Origin of the sequence: Flagellimonas amphidinii, assembly GCF_013090115.1 — a bacterium.
Lineage (GTDB): Bacteria > Bacteroidota > Bacteroidia > Flavobacteriales > Flavobacteriaceae > Flagellimonas > Flagellimonas amphidinii.
The window spans coordinates 72,658-98,799 of sequence record NZ_JABFNN010000040.1 but is presented as its reverse complement, the minus strand read 5'-3'; the positions used below and the strand labels follow the sequence as shown (position 1 = coordinate 98,799).

Sequence of the window (26,142 nt, the reverse complement as noted above, 5' to 3'; positions counted from 1 at the left end):
AAGACACCTCCAACCTTCAAATCTATATTCCTTTTTTTCATCTGGTTTGTTTCATGAATGCCAACATAAAAATATAGACCATATAACCCATGGCTCTTTTAGAAGGAAAATTTTCTCAGATAATCCAAAGGCAAGACCACAAGATGCAATCTTGCGGGAGCAGGGTTTACGAATTAAAAGTCTAGCTTAAAATATAACCCAACCTGCCGATTATTAATATTGGGTACTAAAGTCATGTTATCTGTTTTTTTAAACGGATTCCAATTCTTTAAAGGCTCAAAGTGATATACTAACTTTGTGACTAAAATCCCCAAACCGGCTCCTACTAATACATCCGAAACCCAATGTTTATTATTTATAATACGTAAACCGCCTACTAAAGATGTTAATATATAACCACTATGGCTAAGTCCGGGAGCTGTATCTTTATACTCATGATAAAGCACACTAGCATTTGTAAAAGAAAAAGAGGTGTGTCCTGACGGAAAAGCATAATCTGCTCCATTAGGTCGTTGCTTATTTATGATGTATTTACCGCTATGTGTTATACCTGCGGTTACCAAGTTTGCAATAACCAGGTATTTCGTCTGGTCGAACCAATGATTTTTTGCTTTTACGCCCATAATATTTGCTGTATACAATTCTAAAATAGGTACGTATTGTATCAAATCGTCTATGGGCAGGGCAAAATCTATAGCATCTTCCGAACCGTCATGAAATCCTTTTTTAACTTCTTTTTCAAAATCACTTCCGCTAAGACAAGTCCCTAAAATAATCAATGATCCTGGAACCACAAATTCTTTAAGTTCCATTTTAGGTTTCTTGATTTTTGTTGTTAAAGTATCAGATTTTACTATGTTTTGTCCCCATACACTATTAGATAGCATTAATAATACAAATAGTGCTTTTACAGTTATCTTTCCCATTATCATATTTTTTAATGCTATAGACATTAAAAAATATTAAAGGTTGCACAATCTCTATCAAAGAAGAATCTGATTTCAGAGGTGTACCGCTTGCGGTACTGGCCGAGCGGCCGCAGGGATCTATAGCTCTTTTAAATGAGGAAAAAATTTCGCAGATAATCCAAAGGCAAGACCACAAGATACAATCTTGCGGGAGCGGGGGGTGTAGTTATTTATGGTGATTTAGATGCCATTCAAAGTACTTTTTTGTGTCGTTTGAAAAGTACTCACAATTATTATTTTCAATTGATTTTATGTACTCGTTTAAAGAATCAGAAATTGGAGTTTTGTTCATATTTATAAACTGTCCATTCATAACTGAAATATATCCCTTTTCATAAATTTCATCACATCCTAATTTGCACATTGGCATTACTATATTTGGGTCTAATTTTTCTGATTTAGAACAAAATGACCTCTTTTTAATATGAGCGGTTACTAAAAAGGAAACTGGAAATTCTTTTTTACAACAAGCACATTTGCCAATTATGTTTTTTCCAAATAATAGACTTTTCAAATATCCTTGCTCTAGTCTTCTTTTAGTTTGATATTCAGACTCTGTTTCATTTAGAGTATCCAGTTTTAAAGTGATTTCCTTGTAGGTGTCTTTTGTTATTTCCTCAATGAATATTTCACTCTCTAAATCGAACGTTTTTAAAACAGATATACTCTGACTTGGCTTTAAAACATTAAATCCTTGAATCACATAATTATCCGCATATCCAACTGCTCTATTAAAATCAATATATGGAATGTTATGATTTTTAACCTCCTCCAAAAAATAGATGTATTCCCAAGTTTGTCCTTTATTATTAAAATCCCATAGGTCAATTGCAAGTGATTTAGAATGCAATTTATGCGTTGTCACAGCTGAAGCATAAATTTCACCTTTCCTTGAAAAGAGTGTGACGTCACCAGTTTCAATCCTATTCCATTTTGTTAAGTTGTTACCACCTGGAGTAACACCCCAAACTTTACAGAAGCCACTTGGGTAAATGCTTTTTAAAATTTCAAAATCTGGATTAGAAATTTGAGACCTTATTCTTTGAAGCGAAATACTATTTTCAATAGTGTCTTTATAATGCTCTCTAGAATCTTTGTTACCTGAGGGTTGAAGTATAATTTTACTCATCTCTTCGGTTGTATTTTACAGCATTACCTTTCGATACTTCTATTGGATACTTTTTGTTGTTTATTTCAATTTTTTTCTTTGATTCTTCTATTAAATCAATATTGAGTTTGTCAGCTATTCTCAAGGTGTAAAGAAAGATGTCTGCCAGTTCTTCTTTAGATTTTTCAATGTCCTTTTCGGATAGGTTTTCCAATTTAGAACTTTCAGTATCTAACCATTGGTATATCTCATTTAGCTCTCCAACTTCTCCTGTTAATGCCATTATCAGATTTTTCGGAGAATGAAATTTATTCCAGTCTCTTTTTTCTGCAAACTCTCTTAATTTTATGATTAGTTCTTCCATTTCTTTTAATTACACCCAACTTGTTTATATACTGAACTTTCTTGGGCATATACCATCAATTTGGCTGGCTATGCCCAAGTTTTACTATTTCTTATTGCGTTTATACATCTTTCTGCATGCAGGTAAATTGCCTATTCACCGAAACCCTCTGCAAAAAATTCTGCAACACTTAAATCAAAATAATTCGAAATCCTTTGGATAGTACTCATTTTTGGATCCCAACGACCCGTTTCGATTCGTCCAAAATGGATTCCTGTATCATTGTAGGCGTCTTCTTGGGTAAGATTTCGAGATTCTCTCAACAACTTGACACGTCTGGCCAGTTCCTCTAAAAAATCCTCATTTTGGTTGTCATTGTCTTCCATAGGACAACAATGTCAAAATTTCAGACATCGAAATTAATGACGTAAACGTCATTTTATGTATTTTTGTAATACCCCTTCTTAAATAACCTACTATGTCAAACACCCATCTTCTCCGCACCCTTAACCACTTTCTATACCAAAGCCCTTACACTGCTTTGGAGATTACTTTTGGTCAACATCAGATTCAAAATCAACAAAACGGGCAGTTGCTCCACACGGTACACAAACAACAAAGTCGGTTGGTCATCAACAAACTGCCCAACCCTGGTTTGGCCCAAATGGTAGTGGTGGACAATCTGTTGTTCAATTTTTCCTTTCTCTTCCTAAAACCCAGTAAACCTTTACATTATAAAAGCGCCATGCTACAGTTGCCCCGCCCACTAGATCGAGGCCAATTGCAGATAGCCCCCAACGCCCTGTGCCTATCCTTTAGGATAGATGCCCCAGACCCGGCCCTGAGCGTGCACGTGGCACACTGGTACCAAGGCACATGCACTTTTGAAAGATTCAGGGAACCTTATGCCAGCCATGCCCTTTAAAGCCAGCACTTTTACTATTGAGGATTTGTAGTTATATTCTTAATAATTTCATAAATATGAAAATCATATACCCCTATAGGCATAAAATATGAAACTAACCCTTATATTTAGCCATTCTAGAATAATTTTACACAAAAATGACCCAAGATTTACTTGCAAAGGCAGAGGAGTTTGAAAACAGAACCTTGAGCCATATGTCCACCAGCGACAGGGTAGCGGCCTCCCGTGAGGCGAAACAGCTTATACTTTCCATCAACGAGATATACAAAAAGACGAAAGACTCCCAATTAATGGATATTATGAAACGTCTTACGGAAAAGAAAAAGAAAATAGAGAAAAGACTAAAAGGAACGCCTCTAGTTTAACTTTTATTGGTATGGCAAGGTGGATGCACCATAACGATCCTCCTGTTGCAAATTCTTTGTTCAAATCCTAAAGTATTGGTTGTAAGACTGGTTGCAGGACAAAATACGTTTTATCCAGATGAAGCGTGTATTGTTCCATGGCAGTTATATGCCATTTTTTACCATTTATACAGAATATGTACCAATTATATCCTTTTTTAAGCCAAGAATAAAATAGTGCTTTAACTCGGCAGTGTTTTGAGTAATTTCGGGGAGAACTAATCATCTCATCCTAAACAAATGCTATTTAACATGAACACTGTTGAAGAAAAATTAGGCTATCTTTTTTGGTATGTCGTATTTGCGATATCCCTCTGCTCCTTGATCGGTAGCCTATACCAATACATCTATTAAGCTTTACAAACACGATCAATAAGTCCCATAATTTAGGATTAAGTCTCTAAAAAAGGGTGCCGTTAGGGCACCCTTTTTTTCTTGCTATCCTTTTATTTCCAAAATCTGCCGAATCATCTGATTGGTAAAGCCCCACTCATTGTCATACCAGGTCATTACTTTTAATAAATCGCCATCAACCACTCTGGTCATGGACAGATCCACGGTAGATGCGTATGGACTTTTTATAATGTCCGAAGAAACAATGGGTTCATCGGTAGCATCCAAAACATCTTTGTAGCGTTCCGTTTTTGATTCCTCCAGCAAAATTTGATTCACTTCTTCTGGGGTAACAGGTTTTTCGGTCACAAAGACCAAATCCGATATGGATCCCACAGGAACCGGCACCCTAATGGCCACCCCATCAAACTTTCCAGCAAAAGCGGGCAGAGCCTTGGTAGTGGCTATGGCAGCACCTGTTGTGGTAGGGATAAGGTTCTGGGCACCGGCCCTTCCCATTCTAAAATTCTTCTTGGAAGGTGCATCCACAATACCTTGAGAAGCGGTATAGGCATGCACAGTGGTCATAATGGCCTTTTTAATGCCAATTCTTCTGCCCAAAATCTCCACTACCGGGCTAATGTTGTTGGTTGTACAACTGGCACAGGAAAATACACTGGTATTGCCATCTTCCGAGTTAACGCCATGCACTACCGTTGGCGTATCCACACTTTTTGTCGGTGCCGAAATCACCACGGTTTTTGCTCCTGCCTTCAAATGGCGTTCTGCATCTTCACCTTTGGTGAAGACCCCGGTACTTTCAATTACCAAATCCACTCCATATTCTCCCCATGGCAACTCTTCAGGAGTTCTAATGGAAGAATAATGAATTTTCTGTCCATCCACTACCAAAGTATCCGCTTCATGCGATACTTCTTTTTCATAGATTCCATAAACGGTATCGTACTTTAGCAAATATGCAGTGTTTTCAATAGATACAATATCATTTACAGCTACTACTTCCAAACCGGGAGTGTCATTGATCACCTTTAACGCAGCACGACCGATACGGCCCATTCCGTTGATTCCAATTCTCATATTGAATGTTCTTAAGTTATAATTGTTTATGGTTTCTTAGTCTGAAAACCAGCTTATAAATTACAAAAGTCATGAGCTGAAAATGCAGCCCAAAAACATTAAAAGATGAAGAAATTGTATCTTAATAATTAAGACCAATCTATCTTAGGAAGCATTACTTCCTTCTTGTCCCGCAAACCTTCCATATTGGAGAGTATTTCATCCAAAAGCGTAATGGCCTCATTGATATAAGGTCCTTTATTGAGCATTACACACTCCGCCTTGATGGAAGAAGTGATGTCCGTAATCTCCGATCGCGAAGGCACTCCTTTTTTGGCCAAACTTTCCAACACTTGGGTGGCCCAGATTACCGGAACATGGGCAGCACTGCAAAACGCAAGAATCCCCTCTTGAACCATCCCCATGTTGTTCCAACCAACCTCCAAGGCCAAATCTCCGCGGGCTATCATTACGCCCAAGCGTTGGGTTTGCATTGCGGTCAAAAGAATCCCGATCAAGTTTTTAAAGGCAGTATTTGTTTCAATTTTTAAAACAATCCCAAGCTTATCTTTTACGTTTAAATGCTCCATTTCACGTAAAAGCAATGCAACATCTGCTTCGCTATTGACATAGGAGTAGTTGATGATATCCGCAAATTGGACCACATGTTTTAAATCTTCCCTGTCTTTTTGGGTCAGTCCGGTAATCCCTAAATCCAATGTTGGAAAATTGATGCCTTTTTCTGCCTTTAGTTTGGAACCATTTTCATTGGCCTTTGTGATTTTGACTTCAAAAGAATGCGCATTGACTTTAGCAATTACTCCCTCTATTTTACCATCATCAAACAAAATGGACTCACCTTCCCGCGCTTTGGAAACAACACTTGACGGCACACATGGAATTTTTGCAGGTTTGACCAAATTTCCATTCGCATCAAAATGGGGCAAAACACCGATGTCCTCATTACCAGTTACTAAAAGTGTATCCCCAACTCTTAGGATGATGGCAGGTTCCACCATAGGAAGCTCACCAATTCTACATTTTTCCAGTTCCTTTCGGGATGGTCTTACCAGCACTCCTGTTTGCAGATAAACGGTTTTATAGGAATGTAATACGGCTACATTCTCATTGACTTTTACTACTTGCAACTTTCGCGACTTTTCCCGCGCATCCACAAGTTTCAAAACATCCCCAATGCTCAACTTTTGTATCCATTCGGGAGCTACGGGAACTTCATAAGGACTTAGATATTTTTTCTCTTTGGAAACCAGAAAAATAACCGCTGGACCAATCACTTCACCACAAGCATTCCGGTCTGGTTTAAACTTTTTCACCTTTGGGCCCGGCCCCAAATCTCCCGTCCTAATTTTGGGTCCGGCCAAATCCACAGCAATTTTCACCTCGGCAGAACACGCTTTTGAAGCCTTTTGCACATTTTTGGCTATGGCCTTCCACGTTTGAGGGTCATCATGAGCACAATTTATTCTAGCGCAATCCATCCCATTTTTAACCATTTGCAGCACCATTTCATAGTTATTGGCTGCCTCTGCAGGCTGAGTAACCATGATTCGGACACGTCTTTGTTTTCCATTGACGCCAAACAATTCCTTAGTATTTTTCCCCAACAACTTTTTGCCCGCACCAATGGGTAAAAAGTCACCTGAGTTTGTTTTGGAATCGTTTCCGTATAATTTTTGGATAATGGCCTTTAGGTTCATCAAGCTCCCCAAAATGTTTCCTTCTGCATTGGCCAGACGTGTAAAACCCATTTGTTTCAGCCCTTTTTGCATTTCACGAGCATCAAAACTTCTAAAAGTGCCGTAGTGCAACAGGTTTTTTGCACTCTCCCTATAATTAGGTGCAACTTTGTGCAACACTTCCGTACTTAAGAGCTGCTTCTGTTCAATTTGATCAATCATCTGATCAATTTGACAAGCTATTTTCTCTAAATATTGAGGAGCAAGGGACATCCACGAAGATTTGCCCCAAAGGTCTTAATCGATAGCCATAAAAAAACTGATAAAAATCAAGGGGACATAAATGTTACCAAACAGATTTCATTGATTTGATGGATTCTACGGCCATACCAGCTTCTGCATCCTTATTCTCAATAATCAAGGTGTTATATGGCTCTGTTGGAAAGATCTGATCGGTCATTGTAAAAAGTCCCTCATGTATAAAAATCTCTATGGAAGACCAATCCAACAGTATTTTAATTGCGTATTCCTCATCGGGTAACAAGTTCATGGGCATATTGTGTTTTTTATCACCAAACTCGGTTTGAAAATCAACTTTCCCAGATTTCATTCGATCGAGCAGAAAAGTTTTACGGTCAGCATCCATTGTCATCGTTAAGGTTTCTCCCAAATCGTTGGCAAAAACCAATGTAAAATCTTTGGAAGCTGTCTTTAATTGAACCATGGATTGATTCAGTCCTTCCAATTTTAACGTATCGGAAGTTTTAGCCGCAACTGTTGTTCCGCCAACCAAGGTTTTGGCTGCCAAATCATCTACCTGATGTAAAGGATAGTTTGCCAACATATAAGTTTCCCCATGTTTTTGGAGGGCTAATTTTCTTGGCAACGTCATAGCGCTTCGCCATTTCTCCGTTGGAGTATCCCGGGCATAATCCCAATTGCTCATCCACCCAATAAAAATTCGGTCCCCATGAGGTGTGTTGTTGTACGTAACCCCTGCATAATTATCAGTTCCATAATCCAACCATTTGGGTTCTATCTGGTCTGAAATAAATTGTTCGCCATCAAAATCACCAATAAAATACTGTGTGCCACTACCTCCATTGGGAGCTCCAGGATTAATACTGATGATCAGCACCCACTTAACTTCATCCGTTTCTTCTATTTGCAAAGGAAAAAGATCTGGGCATTCCCAAACTCCACCATGCGCCCCTTGATTTTTACCAAAATCACCTACATGGACCCACTCCTTCAAATTTTTTGATCGGTAGAATTTAGCATGGTCACCAGCAACCAATACCATGATCCAACTTTTGGAATCTACATGCCAAAACACTTTAGGGTCTCTAAAATCCTTGATGCCTTTATTTCCAATAACAGGATTTCCTTCATATTTGGCCCATGTATCCCCATTATCCAGACTGTAGGCAATGCCTTGTGTTTGAAAATCGGTCCTGCCCGCTTTTTCTCCTTCCATTAAGTGATATGTGAAGATTGCCACCAAAGGTGTTTCTCCATTTTTAGCAAAACCGGAAGTATTGTTTCTATCTACTACAGCACTTCCTGAGAAAATCAATCCATGTTCATCAGGATACAAGGCAATAGGTTTATGGTCCCAATGTATAATGTCCTTACTTACGGCATGGCCCCAATGCATAGGCCCCCATACAATATCATCTGGGTAATATTGGTAAAACAAGTGGTAAATTCCATCATGATAAACCAAGCCATTGGGATCGTTCATCCACTTTTCCGGCGGGGAAAAATGATACTGGGGACGATATTTCTCCTGATAGTATGTTGATTCAGACGTTGCTATATTTTTTTCTTTTTCCACTCCTTTACAAGCAATTAATGACATACTTAGGGCCATCAAAATGGATTTGAATTTTGTAACCATGACACACATTTGCAAGTAATATAATCATAATCAACAAGAATTATTGGGTTATCTTTGAAGGTCATATAACAGCAATGAGAGCGTCCCCATTTCTTTACATCCTATTGATTTTAAGCACCTTCTCATGTGCGCAGAAATCAATTCCAGAGGTGCTTGAAAAGTTCAATGAAAATACTGTTCCATATATTTCTGTTGAAGATTTGAATACTATGCCAGAAGTAGTCATTTTGGATACTCGTAAACTGGAAGAGTATAAGGTTAGCCATATTAAAAATGCTATTTGGGTGGGTTATGAAACCTTTGACATTGCCTCAATTACCAAAACATTTTCTGAAAAGGATACCATAGTGGTTTACTGTTCCGTAGGGATCCGCTCTGAAGACATTGGTGAAAAATTGAACCAAGCTGGACTTTCCAATGTCAAAAATTTATATGGCGGTATTTTTGCATGGAAGAACCAAGGGTATCCTGTTTATGATGCCCCAAACAAAAAAACTGAAAAAGTACATGCTTATAGTAAGTATTGGGCAAATTTATTGACCAATGCGGACAAAGTTTATACTCTAGAAAACCTAGACGATTGAAGAATAACCTACTGCTCATCTTTACCCGTAATCCTGAGTTGGGAAAATGCAAGACCCGGCTAGCTGCCAAAGTTGGTGATAGAGCGGCCCTTGACATCTATAAATTTCTTTTGGATAGAACTGTATCATTCACCTGTGATCTTGAAATGGAAAAATGGGTATACTACTCAGAAACCATTTGGGAAAACGATATTTGGTCAAAAGAACACTATCAAAAGAAACTTCAGAAAGGCACAGACTTGGGCCAAAGAATGCTAAAAGCCTTTCAAGAGGGTTTTGACAACGGTTTTGAAAAAATCATTATTATTGGTAGTGATATGTACGACCTTTCCCAAAGGGAAATGGAAGATGCCTTTTTACAATTGGACAACCATGACTTTGTCATAGGGCCAGCCATGGACGGCGGCTACTATCTTTTGGGAATGAAATCAATCAAAAAAGAACTGTTCCAGAACAAATCATGGGGCACCAATACCGTGCTATCAGACACTTTGAAAAATTTAAAGAACGAAAAGACATCTTTGCTTCAAGAAAAAAATGATGTAGATCATTATGAGGACATCAAGGACATTGAAGCATTTCAGCCCTTTTTAAAACATCTAAAAGAATGACGCAAACACAACTTGACGAATCTGTTGAATATTTGATTAAAAAAGGATTTGACAACCCAGAAATCGGCATTGTGCTGGGCACTGGGCTAGGCCAATTGGTAGATGCCATTGAAAACCCTATTGAAGCCCATTACAACCATATCCCATATTTTCCACTTGCCACGGTGGAATTCCACTCTGGAAAACTGATTTACGGTACCATTTCAGGCAAAAAAGCGGTGGTTATGCAAGGAAGGTTCCATCTGTACGAGGGCTATGATTTTTTGGACATTACCTATCCTATTCGGGTAATGCACCTACTGGGTATTCAAAAACTTTTTGTCTCCAATGCTGCAGGTGCCGTCAACCTCAACTTCAAAAAAGGGGATATCATGCTTATTGAAGACCACATCAATCTTCAAGGAGGTTCGCCCCTGGCATTTAAAAATGTATCTGCATTTGGTGACCGCTTTGTAGATATGAGTGAGCCTTACGATGCAGGAATGCGTCAAAAAATTGAGGCAATTGCCCAAAAAGAAGGTATTTCACTTCAAAAAGGTGTGTATGCCTCAGTTGTTGGTCCACAGTTGGAAACCAAGGCTGAATATCGCATGTTAAAAATTTTGGGGGCAGATGCAGTAGGAATGAGTACCGTCCCAGAAGTAATTGTTGCCAATCATTTACGACTACCCATTGTAGCCGTATCCGTTTTAACAGATGAATGCGACCCAGATAATCTTCAACCCATTAATATTGAAGAGATTATAAAAATTGCAGGCGAAACCGAACCCAAAATGATACAACTGTTCAAAGAATTAATAAAGGAAATATGAGTTATTTAGATGCTACCCAAGACCTCTACAAAGAAGCTGCACTAACCCCAGATGTGGGACTTTGTTGTACCACTTCACCCATTTGGCAGTTCCCTGGACTTTCCATACCCAAAATCATGCAAGAGATGAACTACGGTTGTGGAAGCACAGTTTCAGCCCAAGATTTGGTCAACGACCCTAAAATACTCTATGTAGGTGTTGGTGGCGGAATGGAATTATTGCAATTTTCATATTTCTCTAGACAAAAAAGTGGTGTTATTGGTGTGGATGCCGTTGATGAAATGCTGGAGGCTTCGCAAAAGAACTTTAAAGTTGCGGAGGAAGAAAATGACTGGTTCAAGAGTGAATTTGTGGATTTGGTCAAAGGGGACGCTTTGAATTTGCCCGTTGCTGATGAAAGTATCGATGTTGCAGCGCAAAACTGCTTGTTCAACATCTTTAAAATGGAAGATTTGAAAAAGGCGGTTTCAGAAATGTATCGAGTGCTAAAACCACACGGAAGATTGGTGATGAGCGATCCTATTTGTGAGCAGCCGATGAATGACGAGCTACGCAACGATGACAGGCTCAGGGCACTTTGCTTAAGCGGAAGCATTCCCTTAAAGGATTATGTAAAAGTTTTGACCGATGCTGGATTTGGAACGATTGAAATCAGGGCAAGAAGATCTTACAGGGTGCTTACCCCCAATCATTATCCAACAGATGAGCTCATACATATAGAATCCATTGAAATTGCTGCCATAAAAGACCCCATGCCAGAAGACGGCCCTTGCATGTTTACGGGTAAAACTGCCATTTATTTTGGTGACGAAGAATACTTTGATGATAAAAAAGGGCATGTTTTAATGCAGAATCAGCCTTTGGCCGTCTGTGACAAAACGGCTGCAGCTTTGGCAAAAGAATCAGACCAAATCCATATTAGTGAAAGTACTTGGCACTATAACGGTGGGGGTTGTTGCTAGTATTTCTCCTTGTCTTTGAAAGGATTTATGCATTTCCAAGACTATTTTTTAGTACAAATCTTAAATAGTCTTCATTGATGAACTTAGTTGTAAATCTTTTTTTGGGTATTTTTCTTTTAGCTTGTAACAACACACAAGAAAAGATAGAATCCCAAGAGTGCATAGGCTCTTCAAAACCCGAACATATTATTTGGGGCAATTTATTGCAACAATATGTAAATGATGATGGTGATGTAAATTATGCTGAGTTCAAAAAAGATGAAACCCGCCTAGATGAATATTTGAATCATCTTTCTCAAAATCCGCCCGCGACTACTTGGAGCAAAAATGAAAAATTGGCATATTACATCAATTTATACAATGCGGCCACAGTTAAGTTGATTCTTGTCAACCATCCTATTGAAAGTATTCGGGATATACCCAATAGATGGAAGAAAAAATGGATTCAAGTTGGTAGCATTACAACTTCCTTGAATGCTATTGAACACAAAATTTTGAGAAAAATGAATGAGCCTAGAATCCATTTTGCCATCAATTGCGCTTCTTATTCCTGCCCAAGATTGTTCAATGTGGCATTCACTCAAGAAAACATGGAACAACTGCTCACAAAAGCTACCAAGGATTTTGTCAACGACCCTAAACGCAATCGTTTTGAGAATGGGAAAGCAAAGCTTTCGAAAATATTCAAATGGTACAAGGGTGATTTCACTATAGAAAAATCACTTTTGGAATACATCGACCCTTATTTAGAGAATTCAATAGATAAAAATGCATCCATAGAATATTTGGATTACGATTGGAGTTTAAATGAGTCAAAGTAACACCCCTTCTATAAGTATCATCATCCCTGTTCTCAATGAAGAAAACTACATTGGGCAGTTGCTCCATCATCTTCAGCAAGTTTCAACCACAACCAATACCATTGAAATTATTTGTGTGGACGGCGGTAGCAGTGATTGCACAATTGAAGTGTCTAAAAATCAGGGCGCTACCGTTATTTCGTCAGAAATGGGGAGGGCCAAACAAATGAATTTGGGGGCCAAACATGCTCATGGAGATATATTGTATTTTTTGCACGCAGACACGTATCCCCCAGAGAATTTTGACCAGCATATTCAAAAAGCTGTTTCAAAAGGTCATAAATCTGGTTGTTTCCGGATGAAGTTTGATACCGGCAACCCATTTCTACGCTTCTTTGCTTGGTTTTCTCGAATCAACCATACACTTTGCAGAGGAGGAGACCAATCTTTGTTTATCAAGCGAAGTACTTTTGAGAAAAATAAGGGTTTCAATGAGTCTTATCAGATATATGAAGACACTGAGTTCATCTCTAGATTATACAAACAGACCACTTTTAAAGTCCTATCACAATATGTCATTACCTCATCCAGAAAATACCGCCAAATAGGCTGTGCAAAACTCCAGTTCCATTTTGCAATGATCCATATAAAAAATTATAGGGGAGCAGGTCCTGAAGAACTGTATCAATATTATAGCGAGAATATCGCTACCCACTGAAACAGCTATTCTTCAAAGGAAAGATCAGCATAATCGCTCATGATACCATTGGTAAGCAAACCTGTCAATAGTTTTTTATCGGAACGCACCGGAATTTTAGTTTTCTCCTGTTTTTTGGAGGCACTTTCCATGGTAATCAGACTTACGGGAGGAATCACATTTTTAGCCAAAAACAGACTGCTTTTGTCCTTAAAAATTAAATGTACATCCTCTGAGGAACGATTGGATACGCTATGCTTCTTAAAGGCATTTTGAATGTTCTCTGCAAATCGCTGTCCTTTTTCACTTTTCACATAGTGGTAAACCGCCACATCCATATTGCCTTTGTCCGTTACATCATTAGCTCTAAGCACCAATACCCGTTGATATTTTCCTGTGTTCTGTAAAAACCTCTTGTTAATGGCCTCAATATAATTGCCCATCGTCTGAATTTTGGACGATTTTTCAGCCACTTTTGTCACATCAGATTGTTCAAACCCAAGAATGAATACTTTGGCCCCATTCACCATGAGTTCTGCTGCCAATCCTTCAACAATATCATTTACAAAATTGTTGTGAAGCTCTTTTTCATTATCCACAATCAAATAATAAACAGCATCCTTTAAAGTTTCACTTTTAAGGGACATGTTGGCCAACTCAGCATCAAAAATGGGTTTTTCCTCTTTGCTCGACACCAAAATCTGGGTGCCGGTTTTTTTGAAGGAATCCTCTGCCTTGGGCACTTTGTAGGTAACCCCAACTTTTAGAAAGCTTCCATTCTTAATGTTTTCTGAATTCAATTTTATGAATTCCTCATAATGCTTTGCAGGATCTAGCCCCTGTTTTCGCAGTAGCGAAAAAATACCATCCCCCTGCTTGGCGACAACAGTATAATGGCCATCCTGGGCAAAAAGCATAGAGGATGCGCACATCCAAAGTGCTATGGATGAAATAAACTTCATTGTACAGTAATTTGTTAGGTGGGGATGATATATTACAAATATTATGAAAATTTGCTCAGTTTGAGCCTATTAAAGACAAAAAATTCTCACATTTTTTATTTTATAACCTTTAGGTTAAAATCCGCTAACCTTGGCATAGTGGTCTCTAATAACCAACTCGGCAGGTTTGTTCTGGGGTGTAAACCTGTTGTCGTTCTCACCTCCTACCTTATCATGATGTATGAACCACTTCCAAACAAAACCTCCAGCAAACCAGTCCTCATTCCAAAATTCATCAAAAATGACTTGGGTAGCATTAGCTTGGGCATTTAAATTCACATTCATCTGGTTTCTATCTACCAACCACGGTTTTTTACCGGTATAGTCCATACTACGGTAACCAAACTCCGTAAAAAGGATAGGCTTCTTCTTTTCTTTTGAAAGTGCTTTCAGTTTTTCTTTCCACGGTTTCCATCCCAACTTTAAGGTTTCTTTGGAAGGATATCGGTTTTCACATAATGGAAAATAAGCATCAACCCCAACATAATCCAATTCTTCCCAAAAAGGTGTTCTGGTATATTCATCCCAATTGGCCGCATAGGTAAGCTTTCCATTGTAAACTGCTTTAACTTTCTTGATGAGTGCCGGCCAAAAATTGGGTCTGTGCTTTACAAATTCTTCAAGTTCAGTTCCAATACAATAGATTTCGCAATGGGTCTGCTGGGCCAAATCGGCATAGGTTAGGATAAAATCAGTATATGACTTTTCAAAAGTCAACCAATCTTCTTCAGATTTCATGGTCATATCACCTGTAAACTCCCCTTTCCATATCCAGATTTGAGGTTTGAGCATAATCTTCACCCTATTTTTATGGAGCAACTCAATGTATTGGCGAGCACCTTTTTTGGTTTCCCCATACCATTGCCTATCAGCATCAAAAATGAGTTCTGGGGAATGTAGATCTCTTAGAAACCCAAAGGGCATTACGGCAGCATAATTGGCATGAATATTAAGTAATGGATCAACATGTAACTGAACAATTTTTTCTCTGGAACCTACAAAACTTATCCCATTGATTTTAGGGTATTGTCCACTACAGGAACACAGAATCAAGAACCAAACAAAAACAATTTTCTTCATTATGAGCTAATCTACTTTACTAAAATAAACTTTTTTAAAGCTCGGGATTAAAAAAGATAGCTCCCTGTACAATTTTTATGCTGTTCTTCTTCAATAGTTTATCAAAACAAATTAAACTCATTCTAAATTATTCGATCTTGTTAAGTTCCTATATTTAAGAACGACACAATAGCCACAATCAATCTAGAAAAATGGAGAACATTGTAATCATTGGAAATGGAATTGCCGGGGTTTCTGCTGCAAGGCATATTCGAAAGCTATCCAACAAGAGAATTATTATAATTTCAGGAGAAACGGATTATTTTTTCTCTCGCACTGCGCTGATGTATGTGTACATGGGGCACATGAAGTTTGAACACATTCAACCATACGAAAACTGGTTTTGGGAAAAGAACCGAATTGAATTGATGCGTGGATATGTTACTCAAGTCAACACAACAGAAAAGCAGGTGTTGATTGACAACACCAGAACCATCCATTATGATAAATTGATTGTTGCAACGGGTTCAAAACCAAATAAATTTGGATGGCCTGGTCAGGATCTGCATGGGGTTCAAGGGCTTTATTCCAAACAAGATCTTGATCTTTTAGAGGTAAATGCTCCTAATAAAGAGGTTTGCAAAAGAGCCGTTATCGTCGGCGGTGGGTTGATTGGCATTGAATTGGCCGAAATGTTGAGAAGTAGAGATATCCCGGTTACATTTTTGGTTCGTGAAAGTAGTTTTTGGAACGGAGTATTGCCCGAGGGCGAGTCCCAAATGATCAATGAACACATTTTGGAACATCATATTGATTTACGCTTGAGCGCCAACCTCAAAGAAATTGTGTCTGATGAAAATGGAAAGGTAAAATCCATTATCGTTGCTGAAACTAACGAAGAAATACCCTGTGATTTAGTTGGACTTACCGCTGGCGTTTCACCAAATATCGATTTCCTTAAAGATTCTGGAATAGAGTTGGGCAGAGGTGTAAAAGTGAACCGCTTTTTAGAAACCAACGCCAAAGATGTTTATGCCATCGGTGATTGCGCCGAACAACATGAAGCCATTGGAAACCGTAGACCCATTGAAGCAGTCTGGTATACCGGAAGAATGATGGGCGAGACCGTTGCACAGACCATTTGTGGCAACCGCATTGCATATAAACCAGGACACTGGTTCAACTCGGCCAAGTTCTTGGACATTGAATACCAGACGTATGGTTGGGTCTTCTCCGAAAGAGGAAAGAAAGCATATGAAGAACACTTTCATTGGAGACATCCTGAAGAAAAAATCTGCATTACAGTGGCCTTCCACAAAGAAACACAACAGTTTTTAGGCATTAATACCTTCGGTATACGGATGCGACATGAAATATTTGACCGCTGGTTGACTGAAGAAAAAAACCTTGACTATGTTATGGAACACCTTTCCGATGCCAATTTTGATCCCGAGTTCTATAAAGCCTACGAAGCCAGCATAGTTTCCAAATTCAATACAGATTTTGGAAAATCCATTAAATCCAAAAAGAAAAGTTTAAAGCGAATATTTCAAATCGCATAACGCACAATTAGAACAATGAGCACTTACGATAGGAGTATGGCCTTGACGGGCCAACCGCCAAAAATTTTAAGTAGAAATCAAAAGCTAGCTACCCTCATAGGAATGTTTGGGTTGGCAGTAATGCTTTTAGCAGCTTTCAATGTCTCCTTTCCCAATAAAGGAATGTGGTTGACCATTGCACTTGCAGCAATATTCGGAGGAACACTTTGGTTTTCTTGGGATGCCTATTCCAATAAGCTTCCAGGCATAAAAAATGATGGGGTATGGTTTAAATCCGTTTCCAGCAAAGGGTTTTGGGGTTGGATTGCAGGTATTGCCCTTACTGGGTTTTACATTGTGCTCTATTTCTTCCCAGAATACTTAGGGTTGGTCAAAAATGGCGATAACAAAGGTGTTATTGCTCTTTTTGACCCCTTAAGCAAAATGTTGAGTGGAAATTCTGCCAGCCAATGGTTTGTCTACGGAACACTGTACACTGTTGCCATTTTGGCCTTCGGAATAAAATTCTTGTGGAAATATCGCCATAACCGGTATGAAAAAATCAGGACCATGAGTGTAATGTTCTTTCAAACAGCTTTTGCTTTCATCATTCCTGAACTCATGGCGCGTTTGAACGGTGACAAAATTCTCAACGGAGGCAGTTTACCGTATTATGATCTTAAAAATGTATGGCCCCTCAATTATTACAATTTTGAAGGTTATCGCATCAAGAGCTTTTTAAGCTCAGGTGATATTGGTTTTGCGCTCTTGGTTTTCGGAATATTATCTGTATTTGTCATCACGCCCATTCTCACCTATCGGTATGGAAAAAGATGGTACTGTTCTTGGGTCTGTGGCTGTGGAGGACTTGCTGAAACTGCTGGGGATGCCTTTAGGCAACTAAGTGACAAATCTGTAAGAGCATGGAAAATTGAACGATGGGTAGTGCATAGCGTTGTAGTTTTTGTCACCTTGATGACTACGGCGGTTGTGTACTCTTACCTTGGCACCGATACCAGCAAATATTGGTTGACCAAAAGCACTTTTTTGATTGGAGTAGCTGTTTTGCTCACCTTGGTGTTTGCTTGGGTAATGCTGTTCAAACGAGAGCAGCTTCAAAAAGATGCGCAATATGGTGCTATCGGTTATTTTGTAATCATCATGGCACTTATTGGCATGCATTTTTTTAGTGGAGATGGAAATGTATTCCTTTTCAAATCTGAAACACTCCGTAAATCTTATTCTTTTTTGATTGGAAGTATTTTCTCTGGAGTGATCGGAACCGGTTTTTATCCCATTTTTGGCAATAGGGTATGGTGTAGGTTTGGTTGTCCAATGGCTGCCATGATGGGCTTCCAACAACGTTTGTTTTCCAAATTTAGAATTACGACAAATGGCGGACAATGTATTTCCTGTGGTAACTGTTCCACCTATTGCGAAATGGGCATAGACGTTCGTGCCTACGCTCAAAAAGGCGAAAATATTGTGCGTTCCAGTTGTGTGGGTTGTGGTATCTGTTCCGCTGTGTGTCCCCGTGGTGTCTTAAAACTTGAAAATGGTCCTCTGGAAGGTCGAATAGACAGCAATCAAGTGCTATTGGGCAATGATGTTGATCTAATGCAATTGGTGAACCAAAAATAGCATGATTCGAATCTTTTTGTTGCTGTCTTTGCTCATTATGACCGGAAACAGTAGAGAGTACCATCGTGAGTATTATCAGAATGGCCAAATCAAGGCTGAAGGTTGGAAAAACAAAAATTCCAAAGAAGACTACTGGAAGTTTTTTTTTAGGAATGGAAACATCATGGCCCAAGGAAACTATCAAAAGGGTCTAAGGAATGGTTACTGGTATTTTTATTCAGAATTTGGCAAACTTGAAAAAGAAGGTCACTACAAAAAAGGACTTCAGGTAAAATGGTGGCTTTTTTATGATGAAAATGGAAAAATCAACCACAAATGCCAACTCCAAAATGGTATTAAAAATGGATATTGCCTAAAATATTCCAATGAAGAACTTATATCTGCCGAAAAATATAAAAATGGAAAAAAAATCAAGGAATGGTTTAGTTTTGAAAGCTTCAAAAAGGACAACAACCTATCTGATTTAAAATAATGGCAGACATCAAAGTCATCATTCCCGCGATCAATGAAGGAGATTCCATTGCCAAAGTGGTTTCAGAACTCCCAAAATCTGTTTCAGAAGTCATTGTTGTAGACAATGGTTCTACGGACAATACCCTTGTTAATGCCCAAGCAGTGGGAGCTACAGTCATCACCGAAAACCGAAAGGGTTACGGGTATGCCTGCCTAAAGGGATTGGATTATGTGGGGAAACAATCCAAAGCACCCGATATTATCGTATTTATTGATGGTGACTACTCAGATTATCCAGAGGAATTGGATAAAGTAGTGGCTCCAATTTTAGAGCAAAATATTGATTTTGTGGTTGGTGCACGAAAAAAATCACTTCGTGAGCCGGGTTCCATGACCCCACAGCAGGTTTTTGGCAACAAATTGGCCACTTTTTTGATGAAAATCATGTTTGGGGCAAAATTTACGGATTTAGGACCTTTTAGGGCCATTAAATACGAAAAGCTCAAAAAATTGGACATGCAGGACAGAACTTATGGGTGGACGGTGGAAATGCAACTGAAAGTTTTGCGGAATAAAATGTCATATATCGAAGTGCCAGTACGTTATAAACAACGAATAGGAATATCAAAAGTCTCTGGTACAGTAAAAGGTACTATATTTGCTGGCATAAAAATATTAGGTTGGATCTTTAAATACAGTGTAAAATAATATGGGACTTACTATCGCATTTATCATCATAGCCATTTACAGTACAGCCTTAATTTTAATATTCCTGTATAGCCTTTCCCAATTAAACCTGTTGATCAACTACCTAGGCTATAAGAAGCGAAATGATGAAGCGCCCAAATTTAATCTTCTAGATCCCAAAGAAATACCTTTTGTTACCATTCAATTGCCCATTTACAATGAAGAGTATGTAATGGAGCGATTGTTGGAAAACATTGCGAAAATAGAATACCCTAAAAGTAAGCTTGAAATTCAGGTATTGGACGATTCCACCGATGATTCCGTTATTGAAACAGCTCAACGTATTGAGGAACTCCAAAAAACCGGATTGGACATTCAGCACATACGAAGGAAAAACAGAAAAGGCTTTAAGGCAGGTGCCTTAAAAGAAGGCCTTGCCATAGCAAAAGGAGAGTTTGTCGCCATTTTTGATGCCGACTTTCTTCCAGAAGGTGATTGGCTCAAGAAAACGGTGCCTTACTTCAAAGATGAGGAAATCGGCGTGGTCCAAACCCGTTGGGGGCATATCAACAGAGATTATTCCACACTGACCAGAATTCAGGCTTTTGCTTTGGATGCCCACTTTACATTGGAACAAGTAGGGCGTAACTCCAAAGGACATTTCATCAATTTTAACGGTACTGCCGGAATTTGGAGAAAACAATGCATCATTGATGCCGGTAATTGGGAAGGAGATACCTTAACGGAAGATTTGGATTTGAGCTACCGTGCGCAATTGAGAAACTGGAAGTTCAAATATTTGGAAGATGTTGAAACTCCTGCTGAACTCCCTGTTGTAATCAGTGCTGCACGTTCCCAACAATTCCGTTGGAACAAAGGAGGCGCTGAAAACTTCAGAAAAACGGTTTGGAGCGTCATCAACGCCAAAAATATTCCTTTTAAGACTAAATTCCACGGAGTGATGCATTTGTTGAACAGCTCCATGTTCCTTTGCGTTTTCATTGTGGCATTGCTAAGCATCCCAATGTTATACATCAAAAACACCTACGGCCATTTAGGATGGATATTTGAAGTAACGAGTTTCTTTATCATCAGCACCATCATCTTATTTATTTGCTATTGGTTTACGTATAAAAGTATTCAGGGAAGCAGTTTCGACAATTTTGTGGACTACATCAAACTCTTCTTTACCTTCTTTTCGGTAGCCTTGGGCTTTTCTTTGCACAATACTGTGGCTGTTTTGGAAGGACATTTGGGCAAACGAAGCGAGTTTGTGAGAACCCCAAAGTTCAACATCAACAATCTTACGGATAGCTGGAAGGGCAACAAGTACTTGGCCAAGAAACTTTCCCCAAACATGATATTGGAATTTGCCCTTATGATCTATTTCCTTTTCGGAATGTACAGTGCAATCCCATTGAATGACTATGGATTGTTCCCATTCCATTTGATGTTGTTCTTGGGCTTCGGATTTGTTTTCTTTAAATCGCTTACTTCCAAGGCGTAATATTTCAACAAACATACTTACAAATCATTCCGAACCTGCCTTACGGCGAACAGGTTTAGTTCGGAATCGCACTAAGCCCCCCATTTTTTCTGACCGAAGCCAAAATGGCTAAATTTAACCTATCATATTCTAATATGACATGGAGGAAAAACCCAGACTTTCAAGACTTACCGCCATTTTGACCCAATTGCAATCTTCAAGAATTGTAACAGCCAAAATGTTGGCGGAAAAACATAATGTAAGCATCAGGACCATCTATAGGGACATTCGCACCTTGGAAAAATCTGGGGTACCCGTGGTTACCGAAGAAGGAAAAGGGTACAGTATGATGGAGGGGTACCAATTACCTCCGGTAATGTTCACCGAAGACGAGGCAAATGCACTTATCACCGCAGAACAATTGATCCTTAAAAACAAAGATGCTTCATTTGTTCAGCACTATTCCGAAGCTATCCTAAAGATAAAAGCGCTTTTAAAAGGACCACAAAAGGAAAAGGCCAGCTTGCTCACCGATCGTATATATTTTACAGATAATTATTCCCACCAAAGGACCAGTAATTATCTCATGCGTATCCAATCTTCCATAACCAATTTTGAGGTACTGAATATTGATTACCTATCCATAGATCAAAAATCATCCAACAGAGATATTGAACCATTTGCCCTCTACAGCACGCAAGAGAAATGGTTGTTGATAGCCTTTTGTAGACTCAGAAATGCCTTCAGGGTATTTCGAATTGATTTGATTCAAAAAATCACAACTACTTCCCAACATTTTGAATCACATAATATGACCTTGGAAGAATATTACAAGTCCTATGAAAAGTATAACGGGAGGAATTATGATTCGGACAATCAATAAGGAATTTTAATGGCACTTATCGTTTAAGATATGGTCTCGTTTTAATGGGCTATATCGACCGATAAGTGAAGTTACAGGATTTTGGTTTAAAAATCCAGCTTAAATTGATGTATGTTGACCATGGATTGACGAATTCAAAAACCCCTGACACACCCTTGTCACAACCTGTCCATAGTTTTGCGTAAACCATAAAATATAAACACCATGACAAGCACAAAATTAGATGAATTGACCATCGTGGGCCTAGCCATCAGAACATCTAACGACCCTGGAAAAGCGGACAAAGAAATCCCTCAACTTTGGGAAAAATTTATGGCCGATAACATAGCCCATAGAATCCCAAATAAAGTGGATCCAACCATTTATGCCATCTATACGGACTACGAAGGTGATCATACGCAACCGTACACTATGGTAATTGGTTGTAATGTGTCCAATCTGGACAATATTCCGGAGGACTTAACAGTAAAAATTGTTCCCTCCAGTAAATACACCAAATTTACTGCCAAAGGGGATTTAACCAAAGATGCTGTAATCAACACTTGGATGGATATCTGGAATACAGATTTGAACAGAACCTACACCACCGATATTGAGATTTACGGTGAAAAGGCTATGAATCCAACCAATGGAGAAGCAGAAATCCTTATTGCCACAGCCTAAAAATTGACTCCCCGCTTTGCACATTCTATTTCTTTCTGTGCGGAGCGGGATATTCTTGCTTTAAACTCATTTCAAACCAATATTATTTCATACTTTTTGCCTTTCAAAATGCTATTGAAAAGCAATGCCCACTCCTATTATACAATTCTGGAAACAGCATAAATATCCTATCCTTTTTGTTATAGGGAATATCTTATTTTATGCAAGTTTTGCGTACGACCTAGATCGAACAGATTTCACTAAACTCCTCATGCTTTATGTTGGGGCTTTCTTTTTCTGCTATAAGCTTATCCAACTGGAACACTGGAATTTCAAATTTCTTCTGGCAGCAGGAATTCTTTTTAGAGTTGTATTTCTCTTTGCAGAACCCAACCTCTCCCAAGATTTTTATCGATTTATATGGGATGGCGAGCTCATCAAAAATGGCATCAATCCCTATTTGCATACCCCAAACCAATTGATGGAACAGCCTAATTTTAGCATTACCAATGCTAAAGCGCTCTACAATGGAATGGGCGAGTTGAGTGCAAAACATTTCAGCAATTACCCTCCCATCAACCAAGTACTATTTGCATTGGGTGCGTTTTTGGGTGGTGGCAGCATTTTGGGGTCTATTATTGTAATGCGATTGCTCCTTATTTTGGCTGATATCGGGGTGCTTTACTTCGGAAAGAAATTACTGGAAAATTTAAAGCAACCCAGCCATTTGATTTTTTGGTACTTTCTAAATCCCTTGGTCATCATTGAACTCACCGGCAATCTTCATTTTGAAGGGGTGATGCTGTTCTTCTTTATTTGGGCCATGTATCTCATCTCACAAAAGAAATGGTATTGGGCAGCACCTGTTTATGCTATTTCCATCATGGTAAAATTGGTGCCTATTTTATTCCTGCCCATTTTCTTGAAATACTTCGGCATAAAAAAAAGTGCACTTTTCTATCTTTTAACAGGAATTAGTTGTTTTCTTTTTCTACTCCCTTTTTACGCCCCTGTTTTTATTGATAATTATTCGGAAACGGTTGGACTCTGGTTCTCTAATTTTGAGTTCAATGCCGGAATCTACAACTTGATTAAGAAGGTCGCGGTCACCTACTTTGAAGCCAAACCATGGGAACTCATCGAATCTTATGGAAGCTTCGTGGCCAAAACAGTGATCATATTCACCCTGTTGATCGCTTTCCTTCGGAAAAACCAAAGTTTGGACAGTGTTTTGCTTTCCATGCTATGGGCATTATCCCTTTATTACTTCCTGTCCAGCACCGTACACCCATGGTATTTGACCTTTTTAGTAGTATTGACAATCTTTACAAAATACCAGTACGCTATCGTATGGTCTCTGGTAGTTGTGCTAAGCTACTTTGCTTACTCTAATCCCGACTATACCGAAAACCTATGGTTGTTGAGCATTGAATATATTTTGGTTCTGGGCTTTTTCATTTATGAATTGATAGGTAAGCACCCAAAAAAGTTATATTTCTTCAAAAAATAAACTTCCGCTTAGGTCAATTGCGATTAATTTGTACATTTACCCCGTAATGAAAGGACAAAACAACATAGTATTCAATTTGAGCATCCTTGCTCCAGTACGTCCATTCTCTCCCCGTCGCCGCCCGTAAGGGTGCACATCAGTTATGGAAATAGGTGAGTCCATTTCCGCAAAAACCACAGAAACAATCTTATTTTTTAGTTCAAAATCGAAATAGCAATGGAAATTGTAATTGCTAACGAATCACATTTTAAATACGCCCAAATTATTAGCGATACCATAACCGAATCAGCAAAGGTTAGAGGTACCGGTATTGCTAAACGTACCCCAGAATATATCATCAAAAGGTTACAGAACGGCAATGCCGTTATTGCTTTGGATGGTGAAAAATTCGCAGGGTTCTGCTATATAGAAGTTTGGGGCAATAAAGACTTCGTGGCCAATTCAGGATTAATAGTACATCCAGATTACAGAAAGCAAGGGCTGGCAAAAAAAATAAAAAAAGCCGTTTTTGAATTGTCCAGACAAAAATTCCCAGATGCGAAGATATTTGGAATCACCACTGGCCTTGCCGTCATGAAAATGAATTATGAGCTGGGGTACAAACCAGTTACTTTTTCAGAATTAACAGATGATCCAGAATTCTGGAAAGGCTGCCAAACCTGTAAAAACTTTGACATTCTTACTCGCACGGAACAAAAAATGTGTTTGTGCACGGGAATGCTGTTCGATTCCAACGCTAAAAAATACAAGTCAAGAAAATTGAATGGCAAAGCCTTTCAGCGATTAAAACAAATGAAGCAAAATCTTTTTCTCAAAAAGAAATCAAAATGAAAAAACTAGTACTGGCCTATAGCGGTGGATTGGACACTTCCTATTGTGCCAAATATTTATCTCAAGAAAAAGGATATGAAGTTCATGCCGTAAGTGTGAACACAGGAGGATTCAGCAAGGAAGAAATTCAGGAAATTGAAGATAAGGCCTTGGCCTTGGGAGCAACAACCTACACTTCCATCGATGCTGTTGCCCACTTTTATGAAAAGGTGGTAAAGTACCTCATCTTCGGTAATGTACTCCGAAACAACACCTATCCTCTTTCCGTAAGTGCAGAGAGAATTGTACAGGCCATCAAGATAGTGGAGCACGCCAAAAAAATTGGTGCAACAGCCATTGCCCACGGAAGTACAGGGGCCGGTAATGACCAAGTAAGATTTGATATGATTTTTCAAATCATGGCTCCTGGAATTGAAATCATTACACCCATTAGGGACAACAAACTGGCCAGAGAAGAAGAAATTGCCTATCTGCAGCAAAATGGTGTGGATTACTCTTGGGAAAAAGCAAAATATTCCATCAACCGAGGGCTTTGGGGAACCTCAGTGGGTGGCGATGAGACCCTGACATCTCATTTACCACTTCCAGAGACTGCCTACCCCAGCCCTATGGAAAAAGAAATCGCCAAAGAATTAAAATTGACTTTTGACAAAGGAGAGCTGGTTGCTATCGATGGTCAACCTGCCAATACTGTTGAAAACATTGAAAAGCTTTCTGAAATAGCTTCCAAATATGCCATAGGAAGGGATATTCATGTGGGAGATACCATTATCGGCATAAAAGGTAGGGTCGGATTTGAAGCCGCAGCTCCACTTATTATCATTAAAGCGCATCACTTGCTGGAAAAGCACACATTGAGCAAATGGCAACAGTTCCAAAAAGAACAATTGGGTAATTTTTATGGTATGCTACTTCATGAAGGGAACTATTTGGATGAAGTAATGCGAAACATTGAGGCGTTTCTGGAGGATACCCAAAAAAATGTTTCAGGAGACGTATTTGTAACCTTGCATCCATACCGATTTGAGCTCAATGGAATTGCTTCACCACATGATTTGATGAACGCTTCCTTTGGAAGTTATGGAGAAATGAACAAAGGTTGGACCGCAGATGATGCTAAAGGTTTCATTAAGATACTGTCGAACCCAGGAAAAATTGCAACCCATGTAACCCAAAATATAGAATGA

General features: G+C 38.9%; 28 protein-coding genes. 19 read left to right on the top strand and 9 right to left on the bottom strand.

Annotation, left to right across the window (positions count from 1 at the left end; genetic code table 11):
* Positions 1-190: hypothetical protein (locus HJC33_RS17260; RefSeq protein ID WP_216366716.1), on the top strand; the 190-nt coding region annotated here is incomplete at its 5' end.
* On the opposite strand, the gene HJC33_RS15415 is transcribed toward HJC33_RS17260, so the two are convergent.
* The 4 genes from HJC33_RS15415 to HJC33_RS15400 all read right to left on the bottom strand — a co-directional run bounded on the left by HJC33_RS15415 (position 174) and on the right by HJC33_RS15400 (position 2,805).
* Positions 174-953, bottom strand: a complete 780-nt coding sequence (locus HJC33_RS15415; protein WP_171659743.1) for a phosphatase PAP2 family protein — start codon at positions 951-953, stop codon at positions 174-176. The two genes, HJC33_RS17260 and HJC33_RS15415, sit on opposite strands and share 17 nt — an antisense overlap.
* A gap of 181 nt (positions 954-1,134) precedes the next feature.
* On the bottom strand, positions 1,135-2,097 hold the full coding sequence (locus HJC33_RS15410; protein WP_171659742.1) for an HNH endonuclease: 963 nt from the start codon (positions 2,095-2,097) through the stop codon (positions 1,135-1,137).
* Positions 2,090-2,440, bottom strand: coding sequence for a nucleotide pyrophosphohydrolase (locus tag HJC33_RS15405; protein ID WP_171659741.1), 351 nt, complete (start codon positions 2,438-2,440; stop codon positions 2,090-2,092). Before HJC33_RS15405 ends, HJC33_RS15410 begins: the two co-directional genes overlap by 8 nt.
* Positions 2,441-2,571: 131 nt before the next feature.
* Positions 2,572-2,805, bottom strand: coding sequence for a helix-turn-helix domain-containing protein (locus HJC33_RS15400; protein ID WP_171659740.1), 234 nt, complete (start codon positions 2,803-2,805; stop codon positions 2,572-2,574).
* Positions 2,806-2,897: 92 nt separating this feature from the next.
* On the opposite strand from HJC33_RS15400, the gene HJC33_RS15395 reads away from it, so the two are divergent.
* Complete coding sequence (locus tag HJC33_RS15395) at positions 2,898-3,344, top strand: hypothetical protein (RefSeq protein ID WP_171659739.1); 447 nt, start codon at positions 2,898-2,900, stop codon at positions 3,342-3,344.
* Positions 3,345-3,481: 137 nt separating this feature from the next.
* Positions 3,482-3,709 (top strand): hypothetical protein, encoded by a 228-nt coding sequence (locus HJC33_RS15390; RefSeq protein ID WP_171659738.1) that lies wholly within the window; start codon positions 3,482-3,484, stop codon positions 3,707-3,709.
* Between the two features lie 477 nt (positions 3,710-4,186).
* Here the strand turns inward: HJC33_RS15390 and gap are convergent, their stop codons facing one another.
* From gap to HJC33_RS15375, 3 genes are all read right to left on the bottom strand, one after another.
* A complete protein-coding gene (gene gap / locus HJC33_RS15385) occupies positions 4,187-5,179 on the bottom strand; it encodes a type I glyceraldehyde-3-phosphate dehydrogenase (protein WP_171659737.1) in 993 nt (330 codons plus the stop codon).
* A gap of 128 nt (positions 5,180-5,307) precedes the next feature.
* Positions 5,308-7,128: a pyruvate kinase gene (locus HJC33_RS15380; protein WP_171659736.1), complete on the bottom strand. Its 1,821-nt coding sequence runs from the start codon at positions 7,126-7,128 to the stop codon at positions 5,308-5,310.
* Between the two features lie 73 nt (positions 7,129-7,201).
* A complete protein-coding gene (locus tag HJC33_RS15375) occupies positions 7,202-8,755 on the bottom strand; it encodes a glycoside hydrolase family 32 protein (protein ID WP_171659735.1) in 1,554 nt (517 codons plus the stop codon).
* A 74-nt stretch (positions 8,756-8,829) separates the two neighbouring features.
* Here HJC33_RS15375 and HJC33_RS15370 point away from each other — a divergent pair, with 74 nt between their 5' ends.
* The 6 genes from HJC33_RS15370 (at position 8,830) to HJC33_RS15345 (ending at position 13,242) form a co-directional block, all read left to right on the top strand.
* Positions 8,830-9,339 carry a rhodanese-like domain-containing protein gene (locus HJC33_RS15370; protein WP_171659734.1) on the top strand — a complete coding sequence of 170 codons (510 nt, stop codon included), beginning with the start codon at positions 8,830-8,832 and terminating at the stop codon, positions 9,337-9,339.
* Entirely contained in the window at positions 9,336-9,950 is a 615-nt protein-coding gene (locus tag HJC33_RS15365) for a TIGR04282 family arsenosugar biosynthesis glycosyltransferase (RefSeq protein WP_171659733.1), read from the top strand. The genes HJC33_RS15370 and HJC33_RS15365 overlap by 4 nt, the downstream gene beginning before the upstream one ends.
* Entirely contained in the window at positions 9,947-10,762 is an 816-nt protein-coding gene (locus HJC33_RS15360; RefSeq protein ID WP_171659732.1) for a purine-nucleoside phosphorylase, read from the top strand. The genes HJC33_RS15365 and HJC33_RS15360 overlap by 4 nt, the downstream gene beginning before the upstream one ends.
* A complete protein-coding gene (arsM, locus tag HJC33_RS15355) occupies positions 10,759-11,724 on the top strand; it encodes an arsenosugar biosynthesis arsenite methyltransferase ArsM (RefSeq protein ID WP_171659731.1) in 966 nt (321 codons plus the stop codon). The genes HJC33_RS15360 and arsM overlap by 4 nt, the downstream gene beginning before the upstream one ends.
* A 77-nt stretch (positions 11,725-11,801) precedes the next feature.
* Complete coding sequence (locus HJC33_RS15350; RefSeq protein ID WP_171659730.1) at positions 11,802-12,545, top strand: DUF547 domain-containing protein; 744 nt, start codon at positions 11,802-11,804, stop codon at positions 12,543-12,545.
* Positions 12,532-13,242 (top strand): TIGR04283 family arsenosugar biosynthesis glycosyltransferase, encoded by a 711-nt coding sequence (locus HJC33_RS15345; protein ID WP_171659729.1) that lies wholly within the window; start codon positions 12,532-12,534, stop codon positions 13,240-13,242. The genes HJC33_RS15350 and HJC33_RS15345 overlap by 14 nt, the downstream gene beginning before the upstream one ends.
* 5 nt (positions 13,243-13,247) lie before the next feature.
* Here the strand turns inward: HJC33_RS15345 and HJC33_RS15340 are convergent, their stop codons facing one another.
* Together HJC33_RS15340 and HJC33_RS15335 are read right to left on the bottom strand one after the other, a co-directional pair.
* Positions 13,248-14,183: an N-acetylmuramoyl-L-alanine amidase gene (locus tag HJC33_RS15340; protein ID WP_171659728.1), complete on the bottom strand. Its 936-nt coding sequence runs from the start codon at positions 14,181-14,183 to the stop codon at positions 13,248-13,250.
* A 114-nt stretch (positions 14,184-14,297) separates the two neighbouring features.
* Positions 14,298-15,302 (bottom strand): glycoside hydrolase family 113, encoded by a 1,005-nt coding sequence (locus HJC33_RS15335; RefSeq protein ID WP_171659727.1) that lies wholly within the window; start codon positions 15,300-15,302, stop codon positions 14,298-14,300.
* A gap of 191 nt (positions 15,303-15,493) precedes the next feature.
* Between HJC33_RS15335 and HJC33_RS15330 the strand changes: the two genes are divergently transcribed.
* The 10 genes from HJC33_RS15330 to argG all read left to right on the top strand — a co-directional run bounded on the left by HJC33_RS15330 (position 15,494) and on the right by argG (position 26,142).
* Complete coding sequence (locus HJC33_RS15330; protein WP_171659726.1) at positions 15,494-16,843, top strand: NAD(P)/FAD-dependent oxidoreductase; 1,350 nt, start codon at positions 15,494-15,496, stop codon at positions 16,841-16,843.
* 15 nt (positions 16,844-16,858) lie between these two features.
* Entirely contained in the window at positions 16,859-18,463 is a 1,605-nt protein-coding gene (locus tag HJC33_RS15325) for a 4Fe-4S binding protein (RefSeq protein ID WP_171659725.1), read from the top strand.
* A gap of 1 nt (position 18,464) precedes the next feature.
* Complete coding sequence (locus HJC33_RS15320) at positions 18,465-18,935, top strand: toxin-antitoxin system YwqK family antitoxin (protein WP_171659724.1); 471 nt, start codon at positions 18,465-18,467, stop codon at positions 18,933-18,935.
* Positions 18,935-19,624: a glycosyltransferase family 2 protein gene (locus HJC33_RS15315; RefSeq protein WP_171659723.1), complete on the top strand. Its 690-nt coding sequence runs from the start codon at positions 18,935-18,937 to the stop codon at positions 19,622-19,624. The genes HJC33_RS15320 and HJC33_RS15315 overlap by 1 nt, the downstream gene beginning before the upstream one ends.
* A 1-nt stretch (position 19,625) precedes the next feature.
* Positions 19,626-21,110: a cellulose synthase family protein gene (locus HJC33_RS15310; protein WP_171659722.1), complete on the top strand. Its 1,485-nt coding sequence runs from the start codon at positions 19,626-19,628 to the stop codon at positions 21,108-21,110.
* 139 nt (positions 21,111-21,249) lie between these two features.
* Positions 21,250-21,972: a helix-turn-helix transcriptional regulator gene (locus tag HJC33_RS15305; RefSeq protein ID WP_171659721.1), complete on the top strand. Its 723-nt coding sequence runs from the start codon at positions 21,250-21,252 to the stop codon at positions 21,970-21,972.
* A gap of 204 nt (positions 21,973-22,176) precedes the next feature.
* Positions 22,177-22,635: a GyrI-like domain-containing protein gene (locus tag HJC33_RS15300; protein WP_171659720.1), complete on the top strand. Its 459-nt coding sequence runs from the start codon at positions 22,177-22,179 to the stop codon at positions 22,633-22,635.
* Positions 22,636-22,759: 124 nt separating this feature from the next.
* A complete protein-coding gene (locus HJC33_RS15295; protein WP_171659719.1) occupies positions 22,760-24,124 on the top strand; it encodes an MptA/MptB family glycosyltransferase in 1,365 nt (454 codons plus the stop codon).
* 216 nt (positions 24,125-24,340) lie between these two features.
* Positions 24,341-24,955 (top strand): GNAT family N-acetyltransferase, encoded by a 615-nt coding sequence (locus HJC33_RS15290; protein ID WP_171659718.1) that lies wholly within the window; start codon positions 24,341-24,343, stop codon positions 24,953-24,955.
* Complete coding sequence (gene argG / locus HJC33_RS15285; RefSeq protein ID WP_171659717.1) at positions 24,952-26,142, top strand: argininosuccinate synthase; 1,191 nt, start codon at positions 24,952-24,954, stop codon at positions 26,140-26,142. The genes HJC33_RS15290 and argG overlap by 4 nt, the downstream gene beginning before the upstream one ends.